General features: G+C 68.5%; 32 protein-coding genes, 1 tRNA gene and 1 pseudogene. 25 read left to right on the forward strand and 9 right to left on the reverse strand.

The annotated features are described in order from the left end of the window. The first annotated feature begins 81 nt into the window (after positions 1-81). Entirely contained in the window at positions 82-354 is a 273-nt protein-coding gene (locus ACIPXB_RS06235) for a twin-arginine translocase TatA/TatE family subunit (RefSeq protein WP_401445180.1), read from the forward strand. A gap of 65 nt (positions 355-419) precedes the next feature. Here ACIPXB_RS06235 and ACIPXB_RS06240 read toward each other — a convergent pair whose 3' ends face one another. Beyond that, positions 420-1,145: a class I SAM-dependent methyltransferase gene (locus ACIPXB_RS06240; RefSeq protein ID WP_401445183.1), complete on the reverse strand. Its 726-nt coding sequence runs from the start codon at positions 1,143-1,145 to the stop codon at positions 420-422. Positions 1,146-1,283: 138 nt separating this feature from the next. Between ACIPXB_RS06240 and ACIPXB_RS06245 the strand changes: the two genes are divergently transcribed. Both ACIPXB_RS06245 and ACIPXB_RS06250 read left to right on the forward strand, forming a co-directional pair. Next, positions 1,284-1,619 carry an ArsR/SmtB family transcription factor gene (locus ACIPXB_RS06245; protein ID WP_401445185.1) on the forward strand — a complete coding sequence of 112 codons (336 nt, stop codon included), beginning with the start codon at positions 1,284-1,286 and terminating at the stop codon, positions 1,617-1,619. Beyond that, on the forward strand, positions 1,619-2,332 hold the full coding sequence (locus ACIPXB_RS06250) for a cation transporter (protein ID WP_401445187.1): 714 nt from the start codon (positions 1,619-1,621) through the stop codon (positions 2,330-2,332). Before ACIPXB_RS06245 ends, ACIPXB_RS06250 begins: the two co-directional genes overlap by 1 nt. A 413-nt stretch (positions 2,333-2,745) precedes the next feature. On the opposite strand, the pseudogene ACIPXB_RS06255 reads toward ACIPXB_RS06250, so the two are convergent. Further along, positions 2,746-3,990 (reverse strand): annotated as a pseudogene (locus ACIPXB_RS06255) (IS110 family transposase). Positions 3,991-4,618: 628 nt separating this feature from the next. On the opposite strand from ACIPXB_RS06255, the gene ACIPXB_RS06260 reads away from it, so the two are divergent. The 3 genes from ACIPXB_RS06260 (at position 4,619) to ACIPXB_RS06270 (ending at position 6,874) form a co-directional block, all read left to right on the forward strand. After that, a complete protein-coding gene (locus ACIPXB_RS06260) occupies positions 4,619-5,002 on the forward strand; it encodes a VOC family protein (protein ID WP_401445190.1) in 384 nt (127 codons plus the stop codon). Next, a complete protein-coding gene (locus ACIPXB_RS06265; RefSeq protein WP_401445193.1) occupies positions 4,999-5,874 on the forward strand; it encodes a sigma-70 family RNA polymerase sigma factor in 876 nt (291 codons plus the stop codon). The genes ACIPXB_RS06260 and ACIPXB_RS06265 overlap by 4 nt, the downstream gene beginning before the upstream one ends. A gap of 610 nt (positions 5,875-6,484) precedes the next feature. After that, positions 6,485-6,874: a hypothetical protein gene (locus ACIPXB_RS06270; protein ID WP_401445833.1), complete on the forward strand. Its 390-nt coding sequence runs from the start codon at positions 6,485-6,487 to the stop codon at positions 6,872-6,874. 297 nt (positions 6,875-7,171) lie between these two features. Here ACIPXB_RS06270 and ACIPXB_RS06275 read toward each other — a convergent pair whose 3' ends face one another. Further along, positions 7,172-7,927, reverse strand: a complete 756-nt coding sequence (locus ACIPXB_RS06275) for a GntR family transcriptional regulator (protein ID WP_401445195.1) — start codon at positions 7,925-7,927, stop codon at positions 7,172-7,174. Between the two features lie 492 nt (positions 7,928-8,419). Between ACIPXB_RS06275 and ACIPXB_RS06280 the strand changes: the two genes are divergently transcribed. From ACIPXB_RS06280 to ACIPXB_RS06295, 4 genes are read left to right on the forward strand one after another with little or no spacing between them, the layout of a single operon-like run. Beyond that, the gene (locus tag ACIPXB_RS06280) at positions 8,420-8,599 is read left to right on the forward strand and encodes a hypothetical protein (protein WP_401445198.1); all 180 of its coding nucleotides are present in this window, start codon (positions 8,420-8,422) and stop codon (positions 8,597-8,599) included. Then, positions 8,596-8,820: a hypothetical protein gene (locus ACIPXB_RS06285; RefSeq protein WP_401445200.1), complete on the forward strand. Its 225-nt coding sequence runs from the start codon at positions 8,596-8,598 to the stop codon at positions 8,818-8,820. The genes ACIPXB_RS06280 and ACIPXB_RS06285 overlap by 4 nt, the downstream gene beginning before the upstream one ends. Positions 8,821-8,828: 8 nt before the next feature. Beyond that, positions 8,829-9,524, forward strand: coding sequence for a GntR family transcriptional regulator (locus ACIPXB_RS06290; protein ID WP_401445203.1), 696 nt, complete (start codon positions 8,829-8,831; stop codon positions 9,522-9,524). Next, complete coding sequence (locus tag ACIPXB_RS06295) at positions 9,521-9,865, forward strand: hypothetical protein (protein WP_401445206.1); 345 nt, start codon at positions 9,521-9,523, stop codon at positions 9,863-9,865. Before ACIPXB_RS06290 ends, ACIPXB_RS06295 begins: the two co-directional genes overlap by 4 nt. A gap of 256 nt (positions 9,866-10,121) precedes the next feature. Here ACIPXB_RS06295 and ACIPXB_RS06300 read toward each other — a convergent pair whose 3' ends face one another. The 3 genes from ACIPXB_RS06300 to ACIPXB_RS06310 form a co-directional block, all read right to left on the reverse strand. Continuing rightward, positions 10,122-10,703 (reverse strand): DUF4276 family protein, encoded by a 582-nt coding sequence (locus tag ACIPXB_RS06300; protein ID WP_401445209.1) that lies wholly within the window; start codon positions 10,701-10,703, stop codon positions 10,122-10,124. Between the two features lie 5 nt (positions 10,704-10,708). After that, positions 10,709-11,890 (reverse strand): AAA family ATPase, encoded by a 1,182-nt coding sequence (locus ACIPXB_RS06305; RefSeq protein WP_401445211.1) that lies wholly within the window; start codon positions 11,888-11,890, stop codon positions 10,709-10,711. Positions 11,891-12,523: 633 nt separating this feature from the next. Further along, complete coding sequence (locus tag ACIPXB_RS06310; RefSeq protein ID WP_401445214.1) at positions 12,524-12,991, reverse strand: NUDIX hydrolase; 468 nt, start codon at positions 12,989-12,991, stop codon at positions 12,524-12,526. An 18-nt stretch (positions 12,992-13,009) separates the two neighbouring features. Here ACIPXB_RS06310 and ACIPXB_RS06315 point away from each other — a divergent pair, with 18 nt between their 5' ends. The 13 genes from ACIPXB_RS06315 to ACIPXB_RS06375 all read left to right on the forward strand — a co-directional run bounded on the left by ACIPXB_RS06315 (position 13,010) and on the right by ACIPXB_RS06375 (position 20,837). Then, positions 13,010-13,789 carry a GntR family transcriptional regulator gene (locus ACIPXB_RS06315; protein WP_401445217.1) on the forward strand — a complete coding sequence of 260 codons (780 nt, stop codon included), beginning with the start codon at positions 13,010-13,012 and terminating at the stop codon, positions 13,787-13,789. A gap of 138 nt (positions 13,790-13,927) precedes the next feature. Then, positions 13,928-14,275, forward strand: coding sequence for a hypothetical protein (locus ACIPXB_RS06320; RefSeq protein ID WP_401445219.1), 348 nt, complete (start codon positions 13,928-13,930; stop codon positions 14,273-14,275). Between the two features lie 6 nt (positions 14,276-14,281). Further along, on the forward strand, positions 14,282-15,634 hold the full coding sequence (locus tag ACIPXB_RS06325) for an FtsK/SpoIIIE domain-containing protein (RefSeq protein WP_401445221.1): 1,353 nt from the start codon (positions 14,282-14,284) through the stop codon (positions 15,632-15,634). Between the two features lie 84 nt (positions 15,635-15,718). Beyond that, positions 15,719-16,366 (forward strand): DUF2637 domain-containing protein, encoded by a 648-nt coding sequence (locus tag ACIPXB_RS06330; RefSeq protein ID WP_401445223.1) that lies wholly within the window; start codon positions 15,719-15,721, stop codon positions 16,364-16,366. A 14-nt stretch (positions 16,367-16,380) separates the two neighbouring features. After that, on the forward strand, positions 16,381-16,569 hold the full coding sequence (locus ACIPXB_RS06335; RefSeq protein WP_401445225.1) for a mobile element transfer protein: 189 nt from the start codon (positions 16,381-16,383) through the stop codon (positions 16,567-16,569). A gap of 18 nt (positions 16,570-16,587) precedes the next feature. Beyond that, complete coding sequence (locus ACIPXB_RS06340) at positions 16,588-16,743, forward strand: hypothetical protein (RefSeq protein WP_401445228.1); 156 nt, start codon at positions 16,588-16,590, stop codon at positions 16,741-16,743. 23 nt (positions 16,744-16,766) lie between these two features. Next, a complete protein-coding gene (locus tag ACIPXB_RS06345; RefSeq protein ID WP_401445230.1) occupies positions 16,767-17,090 on the forward strand; it encodes a hypothetical protein in 324 nt (107 codons plus the stop codon). A 137-nt stretch (positions 17,091-17,227) separates the two neighbouring features. Next, positions 17,228-17,410: a hypothetical protein gene (locus ACIPXB_RS06350; protein ID WP_401445231.1), complete on the forward strand. Its 183-nt coding sequence runs from the start codon at positions 17,228-17,230 to the stop codon at positions 17,408-17,410. 90 nt (positions 17,411-17,500) lie between these two features. Next, complete coding sequence (locus ACIPXB_RS06355) at positions 17,501-17,695, forward strand: hypothetical protein (protein ID WP_401445233.1); 195 nt, start codon at positions 17,501-17,503, stop codon at positions 17,693-17,695. 5 nt (positions 17,696-17,700) lie between these two features. Then, the gene (locus ACIPXB_RS06360; RefSeq protein WP_401445235.1) at positions 17,701-18,024 is read left to right on the forward strand and encodes a hypothetical protein; all 324 of its coding nucleotides are present in this window, start codon (positions 17,701-17,703) and stop codon (positions 18,022-18,024) included. A 14-nt stretch (positions 18,025-18,038) separates the two neighbouring features. Further along, entirely contained in the window at positions 18,039-19,487 is a 1,449-nt protein-coding gene (locus tag ACIPXB_RS06365; RefSeq protein WP_401445834.1) for a replication initiator, read from the forward strand. Continuing rightward, complete coding sequence (locus ACIPXB_RS06370) at positions 19,480-19,692, forward strand: excisionase family DNA-binding protein (RefSeq protein WP_401445237.1); 213 nt, start codon at positions 19,480-19,482, stop codon at positions 19,690-19,692. The genes ACIPXB_RS06365 and ACIPXB_RS06370 overlap by 8 nt, the downstream gene beginning before the upstream one ends. Then, positions 19,692-20,837, forward strand: a complete 1,146-nt coding sequence (locus ACIPXB_RS06375) for a tyrosine-type recombinase/integrase (RefSeq protein WP_401445240.1) — start codon at positions 19,692-19,694, stop codon at positions 20,835-20,837. Before ACIPXB_RS06370 ends, ACIPXB_RS06375 begins: the two co-directional genes overlap by 1 nt. 51 nt (positions 20,838-20,888) lie before the next feature. Here ACIPXB_RS06375 and ACIPXB_RS06380 read toward each other — a convergent pair. Beyond that, positions 20,889-20,962: transfer RNA gene (locus tag ACIPXB_RS06380), tRNA-Gly, on the reverse strand. 460 nt (positions 20,963-21,422) lie between these two features. Here ACIPXB_RS06380 and dcd point away from each other — a divergent pair. Then, a complete protein-coding gene (dcd, locus tag ACIPXB_RS06385; RefSeq protein WP_401445242.1) occupies positions 21,423-22,010 on the forward strand; it encodes a dCTP deaminase in 588 nt (195 codons plus the stop codon). After that, on the forward strand, positions 22,007-22,504 hold the full coding sequence (locus ACIPXB_RS06390) for a phosphoribosyltransferase (protein WP_401445245.1): 498 nt from the start codon (positions 22,007-22,009) through the stop codon (positions 22,502-22,504). Before dcd ends, ACIPXB_RS06390 begins: the two co-directional genes overlap by 4 nt. A 74-nt stretch (positions 22,505-22,578) precedes the next feature. Here ACIPXB_RS06390 and ACIPXB_RS06395 read toward each other — a convergent pair whose 3' ends face one another. Together ACIPXB_RS06395 and ACIPXB_RS06400 are read right to left on the reverse strand one after the other, a co-directional pair. Beyond that, positions 22,579-23,523, reverse strand: a complete 945-nt coding sequence (locus ACIPXB_RS06395; protein WP_401445246.1) for a Yip1 family protein — start codon at positions 23,521-23,523, stop codon at positions 22,579-22,581. Positions 23,524-23,881: 358 nt separating this feature from the next. Then, a complete protein-coding gene (locus tag ACIPXB_RS06400; RefSeq protein WP_401445248.1) occupies positions 23,882-26,155 on the reverse strand; it encodes a (Fe-S)-binding protein in 2,274 nt (757 codons plus the stop codon). Between the last annotated feature and the right edge of the window lie 82 nt (positions 26,156-26,237).

The following is a 26,237-nucleotide window of genomic DNA, read 5'->3' on the forward strand; positions in this document are numbered from 1 at the left end:
CCTGTAGATTTCACTACGGCCATGCGAGACGGTACCGAGCCACCGGCTGGGGGCCAATGCGCAGCGACTGAGGAGTGCAGCATGTTCGGCATCAGTGAGATCGCGATCATCCTCATCATTGCGATCGTCGTCCTCAGCGCCAAGAAGCTCCCCGAACTCGCCCGCTCCATGGGTAAATCCGCCCGAATCCTCAAGAGCGAAGCGCGAGCGATGAAGGCCGACGGACCGGATTCCCCTCCCGGAGCGCATCAGCAGGCCGGCGCGGACACGCCCCGCATCGTCGAGGGAACAGTCGTCGACGCACCGAGCCCCCGTCCTGTAGCCCAGCCCGGCACCGAGGGCCCTCAGCGCTGATCTGCCTGTCGCCGAGAGGTCGCCCACCAGGCAGTGCAGGCCGGTGCTTGTCCGGGCGCCCGGCGTTACGAGTCCGCTCCTCGGCAGACGAGGATGCCGCCGAGGCACGTGACGCGGAAAGCGCCCGCTGCCTGGATGGTCTCTTCCACTCGGTCTCGGGCCCGTTCGATCGTTTCCTTGAACGGCACGCCCATCTGGTCGGCCCATGCCTCGTACGAGGCCAGGTGGGCGATCACGGGTGCGGCTTCGGTCACTTCGATCACTCCCGGGAGAGGGATCGTCCGGACATCGTCGAAGACGGTGCCCAGGATGGCGGGGGCGTCCTCCAGGGTGAAGCGGGCGGAGAGCTGGACTCGTGCGGGGCCCTCCGGAAGGCCGAGGACGTCGCCTGTGGCTCGTCGCCAGAGGTCTTCCAGTTCCCGCTTGTCGGTCCTGCTGTTGGTGGACGCGATGGCGATGCCGTCCTCGGCCAGGACCGCGCCCAGGGCCCCGTCCGCGATCGGGAGCCTCTGGGCGTCCGCGGCCACGGCACCGGCGATGCCTGCCAGGATGCCGGGGGAGATGTCCATGGGGAGCACGGTCAGGTCCGGCCGGTCTGCGCGTACCCGCTGTACGAATTTCCCGTTGCCGCAGCCGACGTCCGCTACTGCTCCGCGTATGCCGGCCAGCTCGCCCACGACGATGCCGGGGAGGTCGTGTCGTGGGGTCTGCCATTGGTAGAGGGACTGGCGGGCTGCGAGGTGCTGGCCGGTGCCGTACGCCTGGGTGGAGAGCAGGCGCCGGTCGGTCACGGAAGGGTCGGGCTGACGCGAGGCCCGACTCCACGCGCTACCCCTGGTCCGCGACCCGTTCCCAAGGGCCAGGGGCGCCCGTCCAGGGCCGAATGATCCAGGGTTTCCTGGATTCAGGATCCTCTGTATTGTCGAAGGGTGCTTACCGTCGCCCCTGACATCGAGGTGCTGGCCCGCTTCGGCCGCGCGCTCGCCGACCCGATCCGCTGCCGCATCCTTCTTGCCCTGCGCGAGGCACCGGCCTACCCCTCCGACCTCGCCGACACCCTCGGGGTCTCCCGGACCCGCCTGTCCAACCACCTGACCTGCCTGCGGGACTGCGGCCTGGTCGTCACCGTCCCCGACGGGCGCCGGACCCGCTACGAGCTGGCCGATGCCCGACTCGGCCACGCCCTCGGCGACCTGCGCTCAGCCGTCGTGGCCGTCGAGAAGGACAAGACCTGCCCCGACGCGGAATCGAAGGGCTGCTGCTGATGGCGTCCATATCCCTGGGTCCGTCGCCGGCCCGCCGCGATGTGCTCGCCAAGCGAATACGGCTCCTGGTCGCCGCGACGATCACCTACAACGTCGTCGAGGCGGCCGTCGCCCTCACCGCCGGCACGATCGCCTCCTCCACCGCGCTGATCGGCTTCGGCCTCGACTCCGTCATCGAGGTCTCCTCCGCCACCGCCGTCGCCTGGCAGTTCTCCGCCCGCGACCACGCGGTACGGGACGCCCGCGAGAAGACCACGCTGCGGATCGTCGCGGTGTCGTTCTTCGCCCTCGCGGCCTACGTCACCTTCGACGCCCTCCGCGCGCTCACGGGGACGGGTGAAGCGGAGGCGTCCGTCCCCGGCATCGTCATCGCCGCCCTCTCCCTCGCGATCATGCCGTTCCTGTCCGCCGCCCAGCGCAAGGCCGGACGCGAACTCGGCTCCGCCTCGGCGATCGCCGACTCGAAGCAGACCCTGCTCTGCACCTACCTCTCCGCCGTCCTGCTGGTCGGGCTGGTGCTCAACGCCACCCTCGGCTGGTCCTGGGCGGACCCGATCGCGGCCCTCGTCATCGCCGCCATCGCCGTGAAGGAAGGCCGGGACGCCTGGCAGGGCAAAGGCTGCTGTGCGGCGCCTGCAGCTGTGGCCGCGCCGTCAGTCGGCGCGCCGTCGGACGCCTGCGGGCGCCGCCCCGAATGCGACTGCTGCTCCTGAACCATCCGTTGCACCAACTGTCGCTTTGGGAAAGCGAATTACCGGACCGACGGTCAGGTTGTGACGCAGGTCATATGAAATGCGTCTCGGTATCCGAGACGCCTTCCTGTCCGTGCGGTGCAAGTGGTGCGCGAAAGGGCCTCCGGCCAGGGCGTTCCTGCGAGTTGGGGCACGCGGAGGGCACGGCAAGGGCTGAGAGGTCTAGACAATGAAGAAGGCCCAGGTCGCTGACCTGGGCCTTCGTTCAAGAGCGGATGACGGGAATCGAACCCGCGCTATAAGCTTGGGAATCACCCGGCACTTGGGCCTGTGCATGACGCCTGACGCGTAAATAGCAGCAGGTCAGGGTGGGTGTGGGCATGGCTGGGTGCCCGGTGGCCGTCGTGGGCTGCCGGGTGTCCGGGTCTGCCCGGTCAGGCTGCGGTCTCCATGGGGTTGAGGGTGACGGTGTAGCCGAGCTGGTTGAGCTGGGTGATCGCGTGGCGGGTGGCGCGCTCGGGGTCGCGTTGGGTGAAGTAGGCGCCGCCGAGCTCGTGGTAGGGCTTGTGGTCGGTGAGCATGTGCCAGATCGCGGTGATGATCGAGTGCTCGACGGCGACCAGGGCCTTCATCGCTCCGCGCCGGGCGGTGAGCCGTTTGTGGCGTGCGGCGAGGTAGGTGTCCTTGGTGCGGGCGGCGCCGAGGGCGGCCAGGCCGAGGGCGCCCTTGAGGTGGGGGTTGCCGGGGCGGACCTTGGTGTTCTTCGTGCGGCCGGCGGACTGGTGGTGGCCGGGGCAGACCCCGGCCCAGGAGGCGAGGTGTTTGGCGGAGGGGAAGCGCGTCATGTCCCCGCCGGTCTCCGCGGTGATCACCTCGGCGACGGCCCGTTTGACCCCGGGGATGGTCCCGAGGAGGTCCAGGGCTGGACGAAAGGGTGCCATCACCTGGTCGATCCGCCCGGTGAGTTCCTCGATCATGATGGTGAGCTGGTCGTAGTGGTCCAGGTGCAGGCGGGTCAGGAAAGCGTGATGCTCCCGGAAGCGGCCGGTCAGTGCCTCGGTGAGCTCGGAGATCTTGTTGCGGAGCTTGCGTTTGGCGAGCTCGGCCAGCAGTTGCGGGTCGTGCTCGCCGGCGATCAGGGCCTCCAGCATCGCCCGGCCGGAGACGCCCATGATGTCGGCGGCCACCGCGGAGAGTTTGATGCCGGTGTCCTCCAGCAGCTTCTCCAGGCGTTGGACGACCTGGCCGCGCTGGCGGGTGGCTGCTGTCCGGGCCCGGGTGAGGTCGCGCAGTTCACGCACTGGCTCGGGTGGCACGAACGAGGCCCGCAGCAGCCCGTGGGCACCGAGCTGGGCCAGTCAGGCGGCATCGGAGACGTCGGTCTTGCGGCCGGGGAGGTTCTTGGCCTGCCGGGCGTTGACCAGGATCACGTTCAGGCCCTCGGACAGCAGGTAGTAGAACGGTTTCCAGTAGTCCGATGTCGCTTCCATCACCACCAGCGAGACGTTCGCGGCGAGCAGGTGCTCGCGTAGTTCCAGGACCGCGTTGGTGGTGGCGCCCCACGTCGTTGTCTCGGTGGTGAAGGTGCCCCGGCGGCGCGTACTGGGAGTCCGCACGCAGACCTTGGCGTCCTTCTTGCTGATGTCCATGCCCGCACAGCGTTCGTGGAGGATGTCCACGGCCCGCTCCTCTCACTCGACGAGGGCAAGACGCAACGCCGTTCCGGGAGGGCCCGGGTCGATCAGGAATCTGACGCCCGTGCTCACAGCAACACTCCACGGTTCCCGTGGAAAGCCCTCAGCACCATGCTGACCTACGAGCTGCACAGCATCACAGAGGCATCGGTTTCGACCGGAACGACAGCTCCACGGTCTCCAACCCGACTCCACCCGCATCAGGGCGGACGGAAGCACCCCCGGCGCGCGCCACGGGATTTACCGCTCCCCCGGCGCGCACCGAAGGTGCGCTGAGTTGCTGACCTGTGAAAACGTGCACTGATGGTCCGGCGCGGGTCGCCTCGGCGAGTCCCTTGTTGACCGCTGGCTACCGCCCCTACTGGCACGTTGTGGCACGGTGGGCCCGCGGAGTGTCAGACCGAGAAGTCTGCGGGCGCACGTGATGGTGTCCCGGACTGATCGACCAGCCGGTACATGCCCCGGACCTGGACATGCACTACTGAGCCGCACCTCATGCGCTCGGCAACCGCTGCAGCGGACCGGTCCTGTTACCTTCCCCCGCCGGCATTCGTCATAGGAGCGACGACTCAATTCGAACGGTCGCCACACCTGCGAGCGAATCGAGAACAGGATGTTGACCAATATCATGTACGTGACGGTCTACGTCACCGATCAGGACCGCGCGCTGGAGTTCTACACCGGGGGACTCGGCCTGGAAAAGAGACTCGACTTCCCAGGGCCCGACGGACGTTTCCTCACCGTCGGCGTTCCAAACAGCCCCGTGCACATACTCCTGTGGTCGCACGCGGCGGCCGCGGGACAGCCGGGCGGCGAGGGCGTACCCGGTCCGCTGATCCTCGAATCCGAGGACTTGCGAAAGGACTTCGAGGCCATGCATCGACGCGGCGTCATCTTCGAGGAGCCCGAACCCGTGGACTATCCGTTCGGGGTCCGCGTCGAGGCGGTGGACCCGGACGGCAACCGGATCTCGCTCCGGCAGCAGCGAAAGCCGTGACCGCCACCCCGCCCGGCCCCGTGACCGAGGCGTTCGAAGCCCAGCGCGATCGGCTGCGCGCCGTCGCGTACCGCATCCTGGGCTCGCACGCCGACGCCGAGGACGCGGTCCAGGAAGCGTGGATGCGCCTCGCTCGCCAGGACGAGGCGACCATCGACAACCTGGGCGGTTGGTTGACCACCGTGGTCGGCCGGATCAGCTTCGACCTTCTGAGATCCCGCACGTCCCGCCCCGAGGCTGCCTACGGGCAGCAGCCCGCGGACCTCGTGGTGACGTCGGCCGACGACCCTGCGCCCGACGAACAGGCGGTGCTGGCCGATTCGGTCGGCCTCGCCCTGCTCGTCGTACTCGACTCGCTCACCCCGACCGAACGCCTGGCGTTCGTCCTGCACGACATGTTCGCGGTGCCGTTCGGGGAAATCGGCCAGCTGCTGGGGAAATCCGCCGACGCCACCAAGATGATCGCCAGCCGCGCCCGCCGCAAGGTCCGGACCACGGACCGGCCGGCGGACCTCGGCCACGAGCACTGGCAGGTCGTCGAGGCATTCCGCGCGGCCGCCCTCGGCGGTGATTTCGAAGCGCTTTTGCGCGTCCTCGACCCGAACGTGAAGCTGACCGTCGACACCCCCGCCGGCGTGGTCGTCACCCTCGGAGCCACCAAGGTCGCCGCCGGCGCCCGCATGTTCTCCGGCGAGGCCGCCCACCACCGGCCCGTCCTGGTCGACGGTGTCCCCGGTCATATGGCCTGGCGCCCCGACGGAACCCCGCTCTCCGCCATCGCCTTCACCGTCGTCCGAGGCCGGATCACAGACATCCACATCGTCATCGACCCGGCCAAACTCGCCTCGCTCCAGCGGCGCGATTCGGCTTGAGGCGGTGTCGTCAGGGGCCCGTCCGTGTACGAGCCGACCGGACCGATCGGCCACGAAGGGAACGACGAAGCCCCAGGTCTCTGACCTGGGGCTTCGTGGAAGAGCGGATGACGGGAATCGAACCCGCGCTATAAGCTTGGGAATCACCGATCTTGCTAGCGCCATCTGCCCTCTGACCAGCGGAAACGACTGCCAGGCGTGACCCTGCGGCCTACCTCGACGCCCGCCGTTGACCGTTGTTCTCCGCCCTACCTGGCACACATCTGGCACGGGTCTGGCACGCGTGGGAGCAACTGCGAGCCGGTGTCAGTGGCCGGCGCTAGCCTCCGACTACGTGATGGGCCGGTTCGATGTTCCCACTGAGGAACACGGCGGCCAAGGGGGGTGGCCGGACAGGGCTCCCCGAGCCTCGGCTTCGGGATCCCGATGGGGCTCCAACCCCACCCCCCTTTCACGCGTTGCGAACCTTCTGAGCCGTAGCTCTAGCCGGATTGGTCAGCGACGGGTATACCGGCCGACACCAGACCTACGAGCGACGCCACCGGACGCGAACGCATATTGGGGTTGCGGTTCTCGGCTGCTGTGCCGCAGCATCCGGGCGGGGGTGACCATGGAACGACACGCGCTGGAAAGGCTGTTGTCCGGTGACGACGAGCTGTCCGTGGCTGCTCTCGCCGCCCTACGCGACGGCGCCACGTTCCACACGTGGGCCACAGCCGCCCCCGCAGGACAGCATGCCGGGGTCTTTGCCCGCCGACTTCGGCGCATGCGGCTGCACGGAGTCGAACCTTTGGGGCTGGAACAAATGGTGCAGCTCCTCCGCGAGCACGACCGGCCGGTCCGCGGAGGGATGATCGATACCGTCGATCAGAAATGGTCCTTCCTGTTCTACTTCACCGAAGACCGCAGCGCGCTGGTGGCCTGCGCCCGCCTGCAACGGTGGGTCGAGCAATCACCGCCATGGCCCTCTCGGCCGCGCCCCACCAGCCATCCCAACTGACGGCGACCCATCGCCCGGAAGCTTCCCGCACCGCCGTCATTCGCCACCGTTGATGTCACCGCATGGGGTCGGGAAGTGGGCAGATCTCCAGGGGATCGTCCGGCCGATCAGCCCAGTGCCACCACAAGTGCCGCTCCGCACAACGCCACAAGGCTCGGCAGACGCGCTTGTCGTCCTCCTCACGCTGGAAGAGGAGAAACCCGTGCCACTGCATCGGCTTGTCGCACGACGGACAGATGGGAGGCCCACTCGACATGAGGCGCAACATACCTCGGGCGCCCCGGGCGGCCACCACCCCTACCGGCTGACAGGCACCTCGTAGACGATCTCGCACAGCGCGGCGGGCACGACGATGTCGGCCGTCTCCACGGGGCGCCCCTCGTCGCTGTAGTACGTCCGCCGGATGCGCGTCACGAAGGACCCCTTCTGGATCCCGAGAAGCGTGGCTTCCTCCGCGCTCGCGTGCGCCGGCTCGGGCTGCTCCACGGCGTGGGTGACCGTGATGCCGATGACGGCCATCCGGTTCACGACACCCTCCCCCGCGTGCGGCCCGCCTTCAGGCAGGACGACGATGGTCCCGCCGGTGAGGTCGTACGGCTCCCAGCTGGTCGACAGCTGCACGGGCCGACCGTCCGCGAGGAACTCGTACGTGGTCCGCACGCACAGGTCCCCCTCTGCGATCCCGAGCCGCGCGGCGATCTCGGCCGGCGCCGGGACCTTGGCCTCCATGCGGCTCTCCCAGTCCCCGAGCCTGCCCATGGCCCTCATGTCGGACCGGAACGGCGAACCACCGCCCTGTTCCCGCGCCACGGATCGAACCACCCGCACCCGCTGCCGCGGCTCGGCGACATACGTCCCCGACCCCGCACGCCCCTCCAGCACACCCTGAGAGATCAGCAACTCCTGCGCCCGACGCACCACGTTGTCGCCAACGCCGTGCTCCTGGGCGATCTGGGCCCGTGAGGGGAGCCGATCCCCCGGCGCCCATTCGTGCGCCGCGATCCGCTCTCGAAGGACATCCGCGATGCGGAGGTATGGCGGCTGCTCAGGCATATGGAAAATCTAGTCCACTAGCTCTAATCTAGTTAACTAGCTTCACGCAGTGTCATCATCCGGCGACGGAGGCTTGTCTGTGCCCGCTTCGAAGCCAAGCGCCGAGGACATCGCCGCCGGGTTGTCCGCCCTCGGATTCGTCACGCGCGTGGAGCAGCACGCCGACCGAACGACGATCGAAGCGGAGGTGCCGGAACCCCTCCCCGTGCAGACATGGCGGGAGGCCCTGGACGTGGTGGCGCAGGCAGACCGGTTCGGCCTCCACGCCAGCAGCGAGAACGGCCGCACCTTATGGGCCGCCGTACACAAAGCGGTCCCCGCGACGGGCGACGTCCGGGGACCTGGCCATCAGCGATAGGAGCTGATCAGCGTGCTCAACCGTATCCGCCGCGCAGCGCCACCCACCAGAGGCCGGCGCCCGGGAAGCCCTCACCGCCGCACGCCATTACCGCCCACGGCCCGCCGGCACCTCTCGCCGGTGGAGGCTTCCTGATGCTCCACGCCAAGGCAGCGCCGTACCACTCGACCGCATGCCGAATCGGCACGCACCACGAGTGCGCGCACTCCTCCCCGGCCACGGCCCCGCTCGGCATCCCCGTCATCTACGAGGCGTGCGCCTGCTCTTGCCACGCGCCGTCCACCCACCACGCCTCCACGGAGGCGACGGGATGACGCCATGGACCCCGACCGGCGCCATCGCCTCGCCGGTGGAGATCACCTCGACCAACGTGCAGCGCGGCGACGTCATCCAGGTCGGCGGCGAGCCGTACCGAGTGATCGACATCCGCCAACTGCCGCGCGGCGCCAAATGCCTCCTCTTCGAGACGGGCGAACAGCTGACGATGCACCGTCGCACGCGTCTCATCGCCCTCCGAGTCCTCAGAAGGTGGTGACCGACCCCGTGCCCACCCTCCGCGACACCATCGCCGAAGACCTCCGCACGCAGATCACCACCGGCCGCCTCAACCCAGGCGAGCGCCTGCCTTCAGAGCCTCACCTCGCCGCCCACTACGAGGCGAGCACCCCAACCCTGAGGCAAGCCCTCGCCCTCCTCCAGGCCGAGGGCCTCATCGACAAGGTCCACGGCAAGGGCAACTTCGTACGTCCCCCACGACGCCGCATCACGTACGCCGGCGGTGGCCGCATGCTCTTCGACCCGACCCTCCAGGTCACTGTCCGCACCACCAACCTCCGGGCCAGGGGCCACCTCAGAACCCTGCTCAAGGTCACGTCGAACACCCTCCTGACCGAGTTCTTCTGCATCACGCGCGAGGACCAGACCCCCCGAAGCCTCGCGCGCATCTACGTCCCCCGCGACCTGGCGCCGGCCTCACTCGCCAGCTCGTCACGCTGGCCCTGCGGGACAAGCACCGGGTGGACGGAGATCCGCGAGACAGTCACGGCCCGCCTCCCGACCCCAGAGGAAGCGACAACTCTCCGCATCAGCCCCACCCAGCCCGTGCTCGCGATCACCAGGGTGGCGACCAACGCCAGGGGCCGCGTCATCGAAGCCGCACTTCAGACCCACCCGGGCGACAGCACCAACGCTGTCTTCACCACCCACCCCACAACCGAAGAGAGCGAGACGGACGGATGACGCCCCACGACCAACTACGGCTCCTCCCGTGGTCGGGCCCCGACGGCAAGCCGTGCTTCCTGAGCACCGACAACAGCAACAGCCTCCTGTCCCGCCTCGCAGACACCACCGAAGCCCTCCTACTCGACTCGGCGGCCGACCTCCTGGACGACGCATCCGCGATACTCAGCGCCAAGGAAACCACCTCGGAGGACCTCCGGTCCCTGGCCACGGACCTCGCCCGCTCCTTGCAGGACACCCTGCGCGTGGCAGAAAGCCGCGGCCACCACCGCTGGCTCCAAGCCCGGACATCATTGACGCAGGCTCCACCCTCTCAGCCGCCCACGACGGTTTTCGACTGACCAAGCAACGCCACTCGCACAGAAGCCCCGGCTCACGCCGGGGCTTCTGTGCCCCGGCTTCGGAGGCCCCGTGCGTCTGTAGCGCATCGCCAGGTCAGAGGCCTGCGGCCAAGGCGCTTCGGCGAATAGGCTGCGAGTCACGAAGTCGCGCACCCTGTTCGCGACAGCTGCTTTCCAAGCTCGCACGCGCCCCCGCCCCGACACTGCGACCGCAGCTGTGGCACCACCCGGGCACTCCCAGGGGCACGCTCTCGACTCAGCGGGTGATGAGCTTCTCAACCGCGTGCATCATCCTCCTGAACGATCGACTGTTTTCAGCAGCTACAGAAAGATCAATCAAGGAGGAGAATTTCACCTGATGGAGGGTCTCTTTGTAGGACTCATTCATCATTAGCTCCAACTGCTTTTTTGCATTTCTCTTCAATTCTGGATTTGGTGGTGTAACGGCATCGTCGCGAACCGAAGCGTGAACGCGAAGAGACTCTGCGGCGGCAAGGAACCATGCCTCGTATTCTTGGCATGCAATTACCACCTCCACCGGAACCGAGAACGCGCCCGGAACTGGGGATATCTGGCGAGCCAGTTCCACGGGGCATCGAATGTCGTCGTCGTCCCCATCTCGCACAATCAGCACTCCCCCAACCCTTCCTCTGACGCGCACTTCCTGCAGTCGCACGGCTTTCGCCAGTTCTTCAGGCCTACGCATTCGCCCGGAATCAAGCCGGAAGGGTTGAGCGACTTCAACAACTATCCCAAACTTCTCTCCAATGCGAGTAACTAGCTGTCGCACAGCCGTGACCTCGCCATATCCTTCAACGATTGGAGCGACGATTGGCATTTGATTCATCGAGCCACCGCCGGAAGGATCTGGTCATTGCGGAGCAATTCGCCGGGTGTGTAGAGATGTTCCCGGAGTGCTAGAGCGCCAGCTTCATCCAATTCGCCAATGCAAGTCTCGCCGCCAATGGATCGAACCGCGCGGATTTCATTCAGGCTGAAATCGTCCCGGTCTAGCAAGTCAGGGCTATGGCTGGTCACAACCACTTGTCTACGCTCAGATGCATCTCGAAGTGCATCTAGAAGAACGCCGGCTGCGGCAGGATGCAATGCACTCTCTGGCTCCTCAATCCCCACCGTGCTAAGAGTAGATCCGGTTCCAGCGAAAAGAGACACGAGGACGCCGAGTGCGCGCAACGTTCCATCAGATACAGATTGCGCCTGAAATCGCCACGGATTCTTCGCTCCGGGAACATCTTGGCTGAAAACTAGAGTTTCCCAGTTTCCTAGTTCGGAGCGAGATACGCCTTGGATCCCGGGGACAATATTCTGCAGGTAGCTTTCAATACGTGCCTTATCGGCCGAACCTCGCTGGCTACGTTCTAGCCTATGCAGCACGCTTGCGATGTTAGCTCCGTCGCGGTGGAGAAATTCCCCGGCGTCCGGCGTCTGAGGCTGACGTATCACGTCTGGGTTCAAACTAAAAACACTGATACCGGCGAGGCCGTCAAAAACCGGCCTAAAGGAGTCGAGCCCTGCCGCAGAAACCAGATACAGGCGCTGCTCGCTTACTGGGGGCATAATCGGTTCGCTGTGTTCAGTCAGCACGCCATGTTCAACTCGAAAGTGCGCTTCGAAGGGAAGCGGACCCTCTTCCGGTGATGGTTGGCTCCAGACTTTGCAGTACTCCTTAGAGATGCGGAAGCCTCCGCCTTTGACAGCCCCCACCTCAAACCCGTACTCGCCGGAGAATTCGGGGCTCTCGAATGAGAGATCAATCGAGAAGTGGGTTGGATGGCCCGTCGAGCGGCGTCGGACCTCCGACACTCCGCCACGTGTACGGAGAGCCTGGTCCAGGGAGGTTTGAAGCGACTCAGACACGAGGCGCAGGGCGTCCAGGAAGTTACTCTTGCCGGAGCCGTTGGGCCCAACGAGCAGCAGGAGCCGGCCCAACTGCACGTTAGCCGCAGCGATGCTCCGGTAGTGCCGTAGCCGGACGCGGGTCAGCGAGAAGTAGTTGTGCTGCATGCGGTCAGTTTGGCATCGCACAGGTAAGACCTTCGAGACCTACGGGACGCGACCTCAGCACTGAACACGACCCCTGTCATCCCGTCTGCCGTCGACCCACACGTACGTGGAGCAGGCGTGGGTCCTGGCGTCCAGGTGGAGCGCGCCACTGTACGAACGACCTGGACGCCAGGGCCCACGTCTGCTCGGCTTGCCTGGGTCGACGGCAGGCGGGATGACAGCTCCCCACCCCCACCACAAACCGACCGGCACCCGTACGACGGGCCCCGGTCATCCCGGAGCCGGAGCGCCCCCCCCCGCCGGAGGCAAGGGTTCTGACGCGCTGACGGCGATGTGGCTGGGGCGAGGTGCGGCATCCTGCGGGGCCCCGGTCACCCGGCTGGCCTGGCGGGCAGGGGTGCGCCTTGAGGAGATTTGGGGCGGTGTCGCTGGGCTTGCTCGACTCGGTGGCGGTGCGGCCGCGGGGCCTACTATCGCCAGCCGAGACGTGCGGTTCCCACCATCAGACCCGCGCTCTCTGGCGCGCGGCCGGCGGGCGGGCTGGAGCGGGGCGGAGACAGGAGCGCAGGCCCGGGCGACGGGCGCGCTCGCCGCGCTGTGCGCGGCGGGTGCCTTGATGGAGTAGGGAAACTTTCACCGCACCGTGAGGAGCTGGCGCCCGTCGTGGCTTCGGACGTGGGGGCCGTTCCCGTCCAGGGCGTCCAGGAGTCGGATCGCGTAGACCTCGGACATGCGGTCGGACACTTCCTCGGGCGTGAGCCACTGGACCGCCGTGGTCTCGTCGGACGTGCGCTCGGTGCCGCCGGACGGCTTGCAGCGGAACACCAGGGCTACGACGCCGACCATCACGTTCTTGTATACGCCCGTGAGGTCGGCGACCTCGACCTCGATCCCGGTCTCCTCCAGGACCTCGCGCCGGACGCCCTCCTCTGGAGCCTCCGTCAGCTCCAGCACTCCGCCCGGCAGCTCCCACGTCCCGTTGTCCGCCCGCCGGATCGCCAGCAGCCGGCCGTCCTCCCGCACCACCACGCCCGCTACCGATACGGAGTGGCGCGGCGTTGACCTGGTCGTCGGGGCGCTGTTACTCATGTACAGGAGCATAGGAGGAAGCGAAGGACCATGGGAACAGCTGTAGGAGGGGGCAAGGCCGTACCGCGGTACTTGCAGATCGCCGAGGACATCGTCCAGCAGATCCGCTCAGGGGCGCTGGAGCCCGGTGACCAGGTGCCGAGCGAAGCGGAGATGATCGACCGCTACAAGGTCTCCGGCGGGACGATTCGTAAGGCCATGCTGGAGATCCGTGCCAGCGGGCTCGTCGATACGCGGCACGGCAAGGGCTCGTACGTGAAGTCCCGGCCGCCCGTGCGTCATCGGTCCTCGGACCGCTTCCGCCGCTCGCTCCGTCGGGGCGGTAAGGCCGCCTACCTCGCCGAGTCCGAGCAATCCGGCGCCACCGCGGGTGTCAGCGTGATCTACATCGGGCCGGCCGAAGCGCCCGAGGGAATCGCCGAGCGGCTTGACGTCGAGGTGGGGACGAAGGTTCTTGCCCGGCGGCGGCTCTACCTCCGGAACGGGACGCCCGTCGAGACGGCCACGTCGTACCTGCCTTGGGACGTGGTGCGGGACATCCCTGAACTCTTCGAGGAGAACCCTGGTGGCGGCGGCATCTACGCCCGGCTTGAGGACCACGGCCACGTCTTCGCCGAGTTCGTGGAGACCTTGCAGGCTCGGCCGGCCGCCAAGGCTGAGGCCTCCGAGCTGGCTCTCAGCCCTGGGGCGCCAGTCGTTCACCTGCTGCGGAACGCGGTGACTGAGGAGGGGCGGGTCGTGGAGGTCTGCGACACCCTCATGGCCGCTGACCAGTTTGTCTTCGAGTTCCGGATCCCCGCCACCGACTGACGGCCGCTCAACTCCCGTCGACCCGCTGCGAGTTTTCTTTCGTAGCGGGTTGACTCATGTGTAGGAGTTGGGCACTCTTCTTCATGTCACTCCTATACAGGAGTGAGGGAGTCCAGCTTGTACAGAGGAGTGGTTCTTGTGCGTCAGATCCCTGTCGACACGTCGTCCGCGCTGGTCATGGTGGCCGTGCCCCCGGCCCCGAAGCTGAAGGACCGGCGGACCGGTGAGATCGCGACCGACCCCGACACCGGGGCCGCGATGATGACGGTGGAGGTGCTGTTCGCCGCGAACGGCGAGGCCGAGGTCCTGGCCGTTGCGGTGCCCAAGCCCGGCGTCTCCGGCGAGCTGGTCATGGGGACCCCGGTCGCGCTGACCGGGCTGATGGCCCGGCCGTGGGAGAACGAGTTCAACGGCCAGAAGCGGCACGGGATCAGCTTCCGCGCCGCCGCCGTCACCGCCATCGCGGCCGCGCCGGTCACGGTCTGACCTCCGATGTCCGGGGGGACGCTCGCCGCGCTGGGCGGCTTAGTGCTGGTCGCCGCCCTGGTGGGGTGGCTGAGGTGGAAGCGGCCGCTCTGGTATTGGCTCGGATTCGGGTGGCTGGTCACCCTGGTGCGGCTGCTGTGGTCGTACAGGGCGGTGATGGAGGCCTGCGGGCTGACCGAGCAGCCGTCCCGGTCCCGGGTCTGGGTGGCCGCCGCGATGGACCGGGCGCCGGCTCGCGCGGTGCCCAGGGTGAGGGGAGCGCGGGTCACCCGCTCCGGGCTGGTGCTGCGGCTGAAGATCCTGCCCGGTCAGGAGGTCCTGGACTTCGACGCCGCGAGCGAGCGACTGCGGCACTCCTGGCGGATGCACGGGGTGCACGTCAGGGCGTTGAGGCCCGGGTACTTGGAAGTGCGGCTGATCGCGTACGACGTGCTGCGGCGGGTGGAAATGCCGCGCAAGCTGCCGGCCGAGCTGCTTCGGGTGCCGGTCGCGCTCCGGGCCGATGGGGCCCTGCATGAGCGGGACTTCCGGGCCAGCCCTCACGAACTGGTCATTGGGGCGACCGAGTCGGGGAAGTCGGTCTACCTGCGCGGGCTGATCAAGGGCCTGGCACCGCAGCGGGTCGCGCTGGTCGGGATCGACTGCAAGTGGGGCGTGGAGCTGGCCCCGTTCACCCGTCGCCTCTCGGCACTGGCGTACACGCCGGAGGACGCCGGCGCTCTGCTCGATGCGCTGGTGGAAGAGATGACCGGTCGCTATGAGCTGATACGGGCCTCCCAGAACCTGGACCCGGATGCGTCGCCGGAGTCGATCACCTCGGATGTCTGGGGTCTGCCCGAGGACATCCGGCCGGTACCGATCGTGGTGATCGTGGATGAGGTGGCGGAGCTGTTCCTGATCGCCAGCAAGGCGGATGAGAAGCGCCGGGACCACATGGTCACCCAGCTGGTGCGGTTGGGGCAGCTGGGACGGGCCGCCGCGATCTATCTGGAGATCTGCGGCCAGCGGTTCGGCTCCGAACTCGGCACCGGTGCCACTGCGCTGCGCGCCCAGCTCACGGGGCGTGTCTCGCACCGCGTCAACGACGAAGCGTCCGCCAAGATGGCGCTCGGCGATATCAGCCTGCGGGCTGTCGGTGCCGCGACCGCCATCCCGGCTGAGCGGCCCGGTACGGCCGTGGTCGGCCTCGCGAGTGGTGGCTGGGCCCGCATCCGGTCCCCGTTCGTCTCCCTCGATCAAGCCGCGGCCGTCTGCGCCGCGTACGAGGGACTGACGCCGGACGTCCCGGCACTGGACGCCTTCCGTCCGCACGTCCCGGTCCCGGCCGAGATCCCCTCTCAGGCCCCGCGGACCGTCTGATCCCTCCCTCTCCACCGGTCGGCGTGACCGCCTCGCGCCACGTCCCTACCCCTCCCATGCCTGAAAGCGGAGAGGAAGCCCGTCATGCCCGCCAAGCTCCGACCGGACGCCGTCCTCGTACAGGCCGTGATCGCCGGGGCCCTGTCCTTCGCCCACCTTCACGACCTGGCCGCGGCCGCCGGCCAGGACGGCTGGAAGGCCTGGGCCTACCCGGTCAGCGTGGACCTGCTCCTCGTCGCCGCCTGGCACCGGCTCCGGCGCCTGCGCGACGCCGGGGAACCCACGCGGTCCGCATGGACCTGGTTCGGCATCGCCCTGGCCGCATCCCTCGGCGCCAACGTCGCCACCGCCGGCCTCCTCGACCTGGACGACGTTCCCGCCTGGCTGCGGATCCTCGTCGCCGGATGGCCCGCCCTCGCGTTCCTCGGCGGCACCCTCCTGGCACACAGCCCGGCAGAACCCGCCACCGCCGGTCCGGTGGACGACGTCGAGCCCCCACCGGCCACAGGGCCGCTCGCCGAGGTCCCGGCCCCGGAAGCGGTCGCCACACCGGCTCTGCCTGCCCCCGCCCCTCCGCCGGTTGCGGTCCCGGACGCACTCCTCGACTACGCCCGCAAGGTCGCCGACGAGCACCGCACTCGTACCGGCAACGCGATCGACCCGGACACCCTGCGCGCCCGCCTCGGTGTCCCCGCCCCGATGGCCGACGCCATCGCCGCCCAGCTCGCCTGACAGGAGGAACCGCCGTGCCCCGCTACCGCTTCCGCGACGTACGCCGCTTCGGCCCCGTCGAGGTCGGCACCTACACCGACCGCCACGGCCGCGAGGCCCACGCCGCCGCCTGCACCGCCCCGCGCTGCGACTGGTCCGCCGACTACACCAGCCGCACCGCCGCCGAACTCGCCGCCACCGCTCACCGCTGCGCCCCGCGCTGACCTCGGGGAGACATCTCCATGGACATCCCGCTCTGGCTCGCCGTGATCGTCATCGGCTGGCTCGGCGTCAAGCTCGTCCGCCCGCCCTGGTGGCTGGTCGCCGTGATCCTCCTCGGCGGGTTCCTCCTCGCCGGAAGCATCCTTGGCCCCGCCATCGACACCGCGATCAAGTAACCCGACCCGGAAGGAGAAACCCCGTGTTCAAGCCCCGCTACCCGACCCCCGACACCTACGTCGTACCGGCGACCGTCCGCGCCATCCCCGTCCCGACCGAGCAGACCGAGACCACCGCCACTCCGGCCCCGGCCGTGAAGGCGTCCGGTCTCGGCGGCCTGGCCACTCAGTCGCCCGGAACCGCGCTCGCCCTCGCCGCCGGCGGGGTCGTCGGGGTCCTCGCCCTGGCCTCCGTCGCCGTCTCGCTCCTCCTGGCCGTCGCCGTCACCGCCGTCGCCCTGTCCATCAGCGGCGTCATCCTGCTCCTCCTGGTCCGCGCCCTGCGCCAGGAACTCGGCAACCGCTGACCAGCCCCCTTCCATCGACCGGCCCCCGCAGCCCCCGCCACATCACCCACTGCCCCGCCCACCCGCTGAAAGGACTCCGCTGACATGGGCATCTCCACCGCAGCAAGCCCGACGGCACCCCGCCCGCCGACCCCGCCATGACCGAACTCGGGCGCGAGTACGCCAACGCCCGCCGCCACGGCGACCGCCGGACCATGAACGCGATCAAGCGCCAGATCAACGCCAGCGACGGGGACCTCTCCGCGTTCGCCGACGGCGTCCAGGCTTACGACGCGATCCCGCCCGGCTACTCCAAGCCCCGCCGCAACCGCCGCCGCTGACCGGCCCCGGGACGGTCTCTGCCACCACGCTTCGGCCGTCCCGGCGCCGTGCTCCTGCCCGAACCAACCGATCCGGAAGGAAGCACCATCATGACCCACCACACCCACACCCCGGGCCGCGTCTGCCCGAACTGCGACGGCCACGCCGCCGTCGCCGTCACCCTCGGCGGCCGTGACCGCTCCGGCCACCTGCGCACCATCACCGCCCACTGCCCGGCCTGCCACGGCACCGGCACCGGCACCCGTGCCGCCCGCCACACGGCGACCGTCCCGGCCGGACGGTGACGACGATGCTCACCCACACCGACATGACCGCTCCGCTGGCCGCCATGACCGAGATCTTTGCGACCCTCTCCCGGCTGGCCGACCTGCACCCGGACTTGCCCGGCGCCTACATCACCGCAAGTCAGATCACTCCTCACGAGGCTCACGTCCTCCTCGACGGTCCGGCCGACCTGGAAGCCTGGCGCGTGGCCACGCACACGGACTCCGCCGACGTCGCACTCACGGAGCGCGAGGACGACAGGAAGCTCCTGTTCACCGCACCGCTGGGCCACATCAGCATCCGGGTCTACACCGTCTTCCCGACCTGTGGCGAGGCGGTGCACGCGTGACCGACACCGTCAACATGGCGGGCCTGGACCCGGCCACCCTGGGCGACCTGCTCAAGGTGGCCGGGGCTCCCGGCTTCGACCGCTGGCAGGACCAGATCCACCGCACCGGCGGCTGCTCCGACCCGATCCACATCACCGGCTGGACCCTCGCCAAGGACAAGACCACCGGCGAGACCCTGCACCGCTACTCCACCAAGGACGAGCCCGGCGCCCGGCTCCGGATCGCCTGCGGCAACCGCCGCGCCTCCCGCTGCCCCTCCTGCGCCTGGACGTACGCCGGGGACACCTACCAGCTCATCCGCGCCGGACTCGCCGGAGACGACCGACGCAACATCCCCTCCACCGTCCGCGAACACCCCCGCGTCTTCGCCACCCTCACCGCCCCCTCCTTCGGCCCCGTCCACAACCGCCCCGACTCCGGCCGCTGCCGCTGCGGCACCCACCACACCCCCCAGGACGAGGAACTCGGCACCGCCCTCGACCCCGCCACCTACGACTACGCCGGCGCCGTCCTCTTCAACAACCACGCCGGCGGGCTGTGGTCCCGCTTCACCACCCGTCTGCGCCGCGAGATCGCCGCCCGCGCCGGACTCACCCAACGCGAGCTGGCCGCCACCTGCCGAGTAGCGTTCGGCAAGGTCGCCGAGTTCCAGAAGCGCGGCGCCATCCACTTCCACGCCGTCATCCGCCTCGACGGCTGGGCCGACGCCCACACCCCGCCCCCGCACTGGGCCAGCACCCACCTGCTCACCGAAGCCATCCGCGCCGCCGCCCACCACACCTACACCTCGATCACCGTCCCCGCGGCCGCCGACCAACCCGTCCGCGTCCTGCGCTGGGGCACCCAGCTCGACATCCGCCCGATCAAGGCCTTCGGCGACGGCTCCGACATCACCGAACAGGCCGTCGCCTCCTACGTCGCCAAGTACGCCACCAAGGCTGCCGAGACGACGGGCGCCACCGACACGGCCGTGCACTGCCGCAAGTGCCGGGGAAGCGGCTTGTCCGACTCCTACTACCGCCCCGGCTCCGCGCTCAGCCGCTGCGCCCGCTGCCAGGGGACCGGCCTGGGCGAGGACCTCACCCACTTGCCCGTCTCCGACCACGTTCGCCGCCTGATGGAGGCCTGCGCCGCTCTGCAGCCCCTCTACCCGGACCGCGCGCTCACCCGCTGGGCCCACATGCTCGGCTTCCGGGGCCACTTCTCCACCAAATCCCGCGCCTACTCCACCACCCTCGGCGCCCTCCGCCAGACCCGCGCCGACTACCGCGCCGCCCAGGAACAAGCCTCCCGCGGCCTGGACGGCGTCGAGCCGGACACCGTGCTCGTCCTGGCCTCCTGGCAGTACGCCGGACACGGCCACAGCCCGGGTGAAGCGGTCCTGGCCGCCTCCATCGCCCGCGACATCCAGATCAACCGTGACACCGCCCGCGAAGCCCTGAAGGGGGAACTGCATGAATGAGCGCCACCTGTCCGTCGCCCAGGTCGCTGAACTGCTCGGCACCACCGTGCGGTTTCCTCGTCGCCTGGTTGCCGAGCGGCGCATCCGCTACGTGAAGGTCGGCACGCACGTGCGGATACCGGAGAGCGCGGTGCAGGAGTACATCAGCGCCAACACCGTCGAGCCTCGTCGGCCGCAGCGCTCGCGCTTCCGGAGGGCAGCCTGATGGGTAACCGCAAGGGCAGGAAGCGCACGTTCGGCGCCATTCGCAAGTTGCCGTCCGGGCGGTTCCAGGCGCGGTATCCGGGTCCTGACGGCGTCATGCGGCCGGCGCCCGAGACCTTCGCGTCCTCGCGCGACGCGGACGACTGGCTCGCCGAGCAGCAGACCGAGATCAAGAAGGGGGACTGGCGGGACCCGGACGCAGGGGCCGTCAACTTCCGGGACTACGCGCTCCAGTGGGTGGAGGAGCGGGGGCTCGCTGCCACGACCGATGAGCTGTACCGGCGGCTTCTGCGATTGCACCTGCTGCCGGCCTTCGAGGAGTACGACCTCGACGAGATCACACCGCCCCGGGTCCGCACCTGGCGGGCCGAGCGTCTCAAGGTGACCGGGGCCACGACCGTGGCGAAGGCGTACCGGCTGCTCAAGGCGATCATGGAGACGGCTGCCGACGATGAGTTGATCCGCCGGAACCCCTGCCGGATCAAGGGCGCGGGGAAGGAGTCGCCGGCGGAACGGCAGACTGCCACCGTCGAACAGGTCGACGCGCTCGCCCGGGAGCTGGGGGCGCGGTGGCGGCTCCTCGTCTACATCGCCGCTTACGGCCCCGCCCGGCCGGAGGAGCAGGCAGCCCTGCGGCGGCATGACGTCGACCTGGTGAACAACGGCGTGTGGGTGCGGTCCGCCGAGCCTGAGCTGAACACCGGGAAGCGTGCTCCTGGCGAGACCAAGTCCGAGGCAGGTAAGCGGTTCATCGTCCTGCCGGACTTCATGAAGGGTGATCTGAAGCTCCACATGTATCTGTATGCGGAGCAAAAGCCGGACGGTCTGCTCTTCGTGGGGGAGCGAGGCGGCCCCTTTCGGCGGACCACCTTTGGACGGAAGTGGAAGAAGGCCCGGAAGAAAGTGGGACTGCCCGACGGGTTCACGCTCTACGACCTTCGTCACACCGGGCACACGCTCTCGACGCAGTCCGGGGCGACGCTGAAGGACACGATGGTGCGGGCCGGCCAGTCCTCGGAGAAGGCGGCGATGATCTACCAGCACTCCAACCTTGAGCGACAGCAGGAGGTCGCAGCGGGGATCGATGCGCGGGTCCGTGCCATGAGGGCCAAGGCATCTGGCACGGATCTGGCACGGGAGGGGTAGAAAGGTCTAGGCAACACAAAAGCCCCGGGTCTGTGACCTGGGGCTTTGTTATGGAGCGGATGACGGGAATCGAACCCGCGCTATAAGCTTGGGAAGCTCATGTTCTACCATTAAACTACATCCGCACAGCGGGCCAGCTTCCTGGAACCGCATCGTTGCACACTGTACCCCATGGTCGGCCCTCGGTGAATTCGCCCGGGGGTCGTCGTGTCGTGGGTGGGTACCGGCTGCTGTGGGGGCGGGAGTTGGGGCGTACCGTGGGGGTGCGGAGCGGCGGCTGGAGCGGGTCCCGAACATCCCCTAATGTGGCGATTCGTCGCAGTACGCTCGTTGGGGAAAGGGACTCGATGGAGCACACCGTCGTCCGTTGTGCCGAAGGGCATGTTTTCAGCACCGCCACGTTCCCGATGCAGCAGCTCGGGGCCGGCCGGATCGGGCCGGGGCGGCTGCTGCGGTGTCCGCGGTGCGCGCGGCTCCGGCATGCCGTGCCCGTGGGGGCCGTGAAGCGCTAGGGACCGGCGGGGCGGGGACGCGCGCGGGTGCTCTCGATTGGGGGGACCTGCGCGCTCTGCGTATCCTCGGGACGTGCTTCTCTCAGACAAGGACATCCGGGCCGAGATCGACAGCGGACGGGTGCGCATCGACCCGTTCGACGAATCGATGGTGCAGCCCTCCAGCATCGACGTGCGGCTCGACCGGTATTTCCGGGTGTTCGAGAACCACCGCTATGCCCATATCGACCCGGCGATCGAGCAGCCCGATCTGACCAGGATGGTCGAGCCGGAAGGCGACGAGGCTTTCATCCTCCACCCCGGGGAGTTCGTTCTCGCCTCGACGTACGAGGTCATCTCGCTTCCCGAGGACATCGCCTCCAGACTGGAGGGGAAGTCCAGTCTCGGGCGGCTGGGTCTGGTGACGCACTCGACGGCCGGGTTCATCGATCCGGGATTCTCCGGTCACGTGACCCTCGAGCTGTCGAATCTCGCCACGCTCCCGATCAAGCTGTGGCCCGGGATGAAGATCGGCCAGCTGTGCATGTTCCGGCTCAGCTCGCCCGCCGAGTTCCCGTACGGCAGTGAGCGGTACGGGTCCAGGTACCAGGGGCAGCGCGGGCCGACGGCCTCGCGTTCCTTCCAGAACTTCCACCGCACCGAAGTAAGGCGACCGGCATGAGTGACGTACGCGAGAACCTGGACTACGCGGGGTTCGGACGCGCGGTGCGCGAACTGGCGCAGACCATCGCCGATGACGGTTTCGAGCCCGACATCATTCTGAGCATCGCGCGCGGCGGCGTATTCGTGGCCGGCGGGCTGGCCTACGCCCTCGACTGCAAGAACATTCACCTCGTGAATGTCGAGTTCTACACGGGAGTCGGTACCACTCTCGAAATGCCGGTGATGCTCGCCCCCGTGCCGGACGCGATCGATTTCAGCGACAAGAAGGTGCTGATCGCCGATGACGTCGCCGACACCGGCAAGACGCTGAAGCTGGTGCACGACTTCTGCCTGGGCACCGTGGCCGAGGTGCGCTCCGCCGTCATCTACGAGAAGTCCCACTCGCTCGTGAAGTGCGAATACGTGTGGAAGAAGACCGACGAGTGGATCAACTTCCCCTGGTCGGTCGAGCCGCCCGTCGTCAAGCGTGAGGGTCAGGTCCTCGACGCCTGAGTCGTCGAGGGGTGAGCCAAGGGAAAGGGCCCCGGCCGTGCGGTTCGCGCGGCGGGGGCCCTTTTCGTCGGCGGTTACAGCGTGCCCAGCTTGATGATCGACAGCAGGGCGATCAGCTGGATCGCGGAGGCACCCAGTGCCTTCGGCCACGGCAGGTCGTGGGACTTGCTGATCAGTGACGTGAACAGGGCGCCGGCCGCCACCCACGTGGCCCAGCCGAGCACCTGCACCAGCATGTTGTCGCCGCCCAGGAAGACGGCGAACAGCAGGCGCGGCGCGTCCGTGATCGACATGACCAGCATGGACAGGCCCACGGTCGGCTGCCAGGAGCCGTCGCCGCCCATCTGGCGGGCCAGCGTGTGCGTGACGGCGCCCAGGATCAGACCGCACACCACGAAGGCCACACCGGCGCTCAGGACGATCGGGACGGCCTGCGAGAGGGTGGCGTTGATCGCGTCCTCGCGGGCCTTGTCGAGGCCGAAGACGGCCAGCAGGCCGTAGAGGAACGTGACGATCAGCGCCGGGCCCCACACCGGGTAGTCCCGCATCTGCAGGAAGGTCGGCCCGGGCCGCAGCACGATGCCGCGGAGCAGGTCCTTCCAGTGCAGCCGCGGTCCGGCCGGGGCGGCCGCCGCGCCCGCGTGGTACGTCGCGCCCTGGCTGTACGGGTCCTCGCCGACGGCGAAGGCCTGGGTGTGGCCGGGGTTGTTGGCGTACGCGCCGTCGCCCGGCCCGTGCCCGTGTCCCTGGCCGCCGCCGTGTCCGGGGTCGTAGCCGTACGGCTGCTGCCGGCCGCCGTACGCCGGGCCACCTGTGTGCGGGTCGAAGTACTCGGGCTCGCCGTGACCTCCCGGGGCCTGCTGCGGCCACTGCTGCTGCGGCGGCGGGCCTGCCGGGGGGTAGGGCTGCTGGCCGTACGGCGCCTGCGGCGGTTGCTGCTGACCGTACGGCTGCTGCCGCGGGGGTTGTTGCGGGGTGCGGTTGTTGTCCCGGCCCCGTCCGATCCTGAATCCAGCCACGTGATCGAACGTACCTGGTCCGGCGCGTGACGGTGAACGAGCGACCGGAATTGCCACCCTTTGCGGCTGACCTGTGACATCCCCTAGGGGTACCCCATGGGGTACGCACCCCATCCGGTTTACGCCCCTGCGTGGTGTTCTGTCAGTGGTTGTGACGTTCTCGACGCTATTCCCACATGTCGGGTCCGTGGCTTCGGCGGTGTCGCCAACACCGCCCGGCTCGCCGACGGTTCGGTCGCCAAGATCTACCGGTCCGGCGCGCACCACGTCGAGGCCGACGTCCACGCCGGCGGAACGCCGAGCGGCCGGGACCCCCCACGGGGGATCCCGGCCGCTGACGTGTCCGCCGGCCGCCCGGCTACTTCGCGGGCTGCGGCTCCGGCTCGGGCTCCGGCTCCGCGACGTCCTCGCCCGCCGCCTGCGGCGGCGTCTTCACCGAGTCGAGCAGCAGCTGCGCGACGTCCACGACCTGCAGCGACTCCTTCGCCTGGCCGTCGTTCTTCTTGCCGTTGACCGAGTCGGTCAGCATGACCAGGCAGAACGGGCAGGCGGTGGAGACGATGTCCGGGTTCAGGGACAGCGCCTCGTCCACGCGCTCGGTGTTGATGCGCTTGCCGATCCGCTCCTCCATCCACATCCGCGCACCACCGGCGCCACAGCAGAAGCCGCGCTCCTTGTGGCGGTGCATCTCCTGCTGGCGCAGGCCCGGGACGGCGGACATGATCTCGCGCGGCGGCGTGTAGACCTTGTTGTGCCGGCCCAGGTAGCAGGGGTCGTGGTACGTGATCAGCCCGTCGACCGGGGTCACCGGCAGCAGCCGGCCCTCGTCGATGAGGTGCTGGAGCAGCTGGGTGTGGTGGATGACCTCGTACTCGCCGCCGAGCTGCGGGTACTCGTTCGCGATGGTGTTGAAGCAGTGCGGGCAGGTGGAGACGATCTTCTTCGCCGACTTCGGCTTCTTCGTCTCCGGGTCCTCGTCGTCCTCGCCGAACGCCATGTTCAGCATCGCGACGTTCTCCTGGCCCAGCTGCTGGAACAGCGGCTCGTTGCCCAGGCGGCGCGGGGAGTCACCCGTGCACTTCTCCTCGCCGCCCATGATCGCGAACTTCACGCCCGCGATGTGCAGCAGCTCGGCGAAGGCCTTCGTGGTCTTCTTGGCGCGGTCCTCCAGGGCGCCGGCGCAGCCGACCCAGTAGAGGTAGTCGACCTCGGAGAGGTCCTCGACGTCCTTGCCGACGATCGGGACCTCGAAGTCGACCTCCTTGGTCCACTCCACGCGCTGCTTCTTGGCCAGACCCCAGGGGTTGCCCTTCTTCTCCAGGTTCTTCAGCATCGTGCCGGCCTCGCTCGGGAAGGCGGACTCGATCATCACCTGGTAGCGGCGCATGTCGACGATGTGGTCGATGTGCTCGATGTCGACCGGGCACTGCTCCACGCACGCGCCGCAGGTGGTGCAGGACCACAGCACGTCCGGGTCGATGACGCCGTTCTCCTCGGCGGTGCCGATCAGCGGGCGCTCGGCCTCCGCCAGGGCGGCGGCCGGGACGTCCTTCAGCTGCTCCTCGGAGGCCTTCTCCTCGCCCTCCATGCTCTTGCCGCCACCGGCCAGCAGGTACGGGGCCTTGGCGTGCGCGTGGTCGCGCAGCGACATGATCAGGAGCTTCGGCGAGAGCGGCTTGCCGGTGTTCCAGGCGGGGCACTGCGACTGGCAGCGGCCGCACTCGGTGCAGGTGGAGAAGTCGAGGATGCCCTTCCAGGAGAACTGCTCGACCTGGGAGACGCCGAAGACGTCGTCCTCGCCCGGGTCCTCGAAGTCGATCTCCTTGCCGCCGCTGGTCATCGGCTGCAGGGCGCCGAGCGCCGTGGCGCCGTCGGCGTTGCGCTTGAACCAGATGTTCGGGAAGCCGAGGAAGCGGTGCCAGGCGACACCCATGTTGGTGTTCAGCGCGACGGTGATCATCCAGATCAGCGAGACGCTGATCTTCACCATCGCCGTGAAGTAGAGCAGGTTCTGCAGGGTGCTGACCGACAGTCCCTCGAAGGCCACGACCAGCGGGTACGAGGCGAAGTACGCGGCCTCGTAGGAGTCCACGTGGTGGATGGCGCCTTCCAGGCCGCGGAGCACGTAGATGGCGAGGCCGATGGTGAGGATGACGTACTCGACGAAGTACGCCTGCCAGGCCTTCGAGCCCGCGAAGCGCGACTTGCGGCCCGCCCGCGAGGGCAGGCTCAGCAGGCGGATCGCGATCAGGGCGAGGATGCCCAGGATCGTCATCACGCCGATGAACTCGATGTACAGCTCGAACGGCAGGAAGCCGCCGATGATCGGCAGCGTGAACTCCGCCTCGAAGAGCTGGCCGTACGCCTGGGCCAGGGTCGGCGGCAGGGTCAGGAAGCCGATCGCCACGAACCAGTGGGCGAAGCCGACGATGCCCCACCGGTTCATCCGGGTGTGGCCGAGGAATTCCCTGGTCAGCGTGACCGTACGGGCCTTCCAGTCGTCCGTGCGGCTGCCGGCCGGCACGGGCTGGCCGATCTTCACGAACCGGTAGATCTGGGCGATCGCTCGGGCGAAGAGTGCAACGCCGACCACGGTCAGGGTCAGCGACACAATGATCGCGGCGAGTTGCATGACGGGCTCCTCGGGCGGGCCGTTACTAAGCGGTAACTTATTCAGTCAAGCCTGAGGTTACCGACTTATACGGCCGCACTGT

Source organism: Streptomyces sp. NPDC090022 (genome assembly GCF_044748145.1).
Taxonomy (GTDB): domain Bacteria; phylum Actinomycetota; class Actinomycetes; order Streptomycetales; family Streptomycetaceae; genus Streptomyces.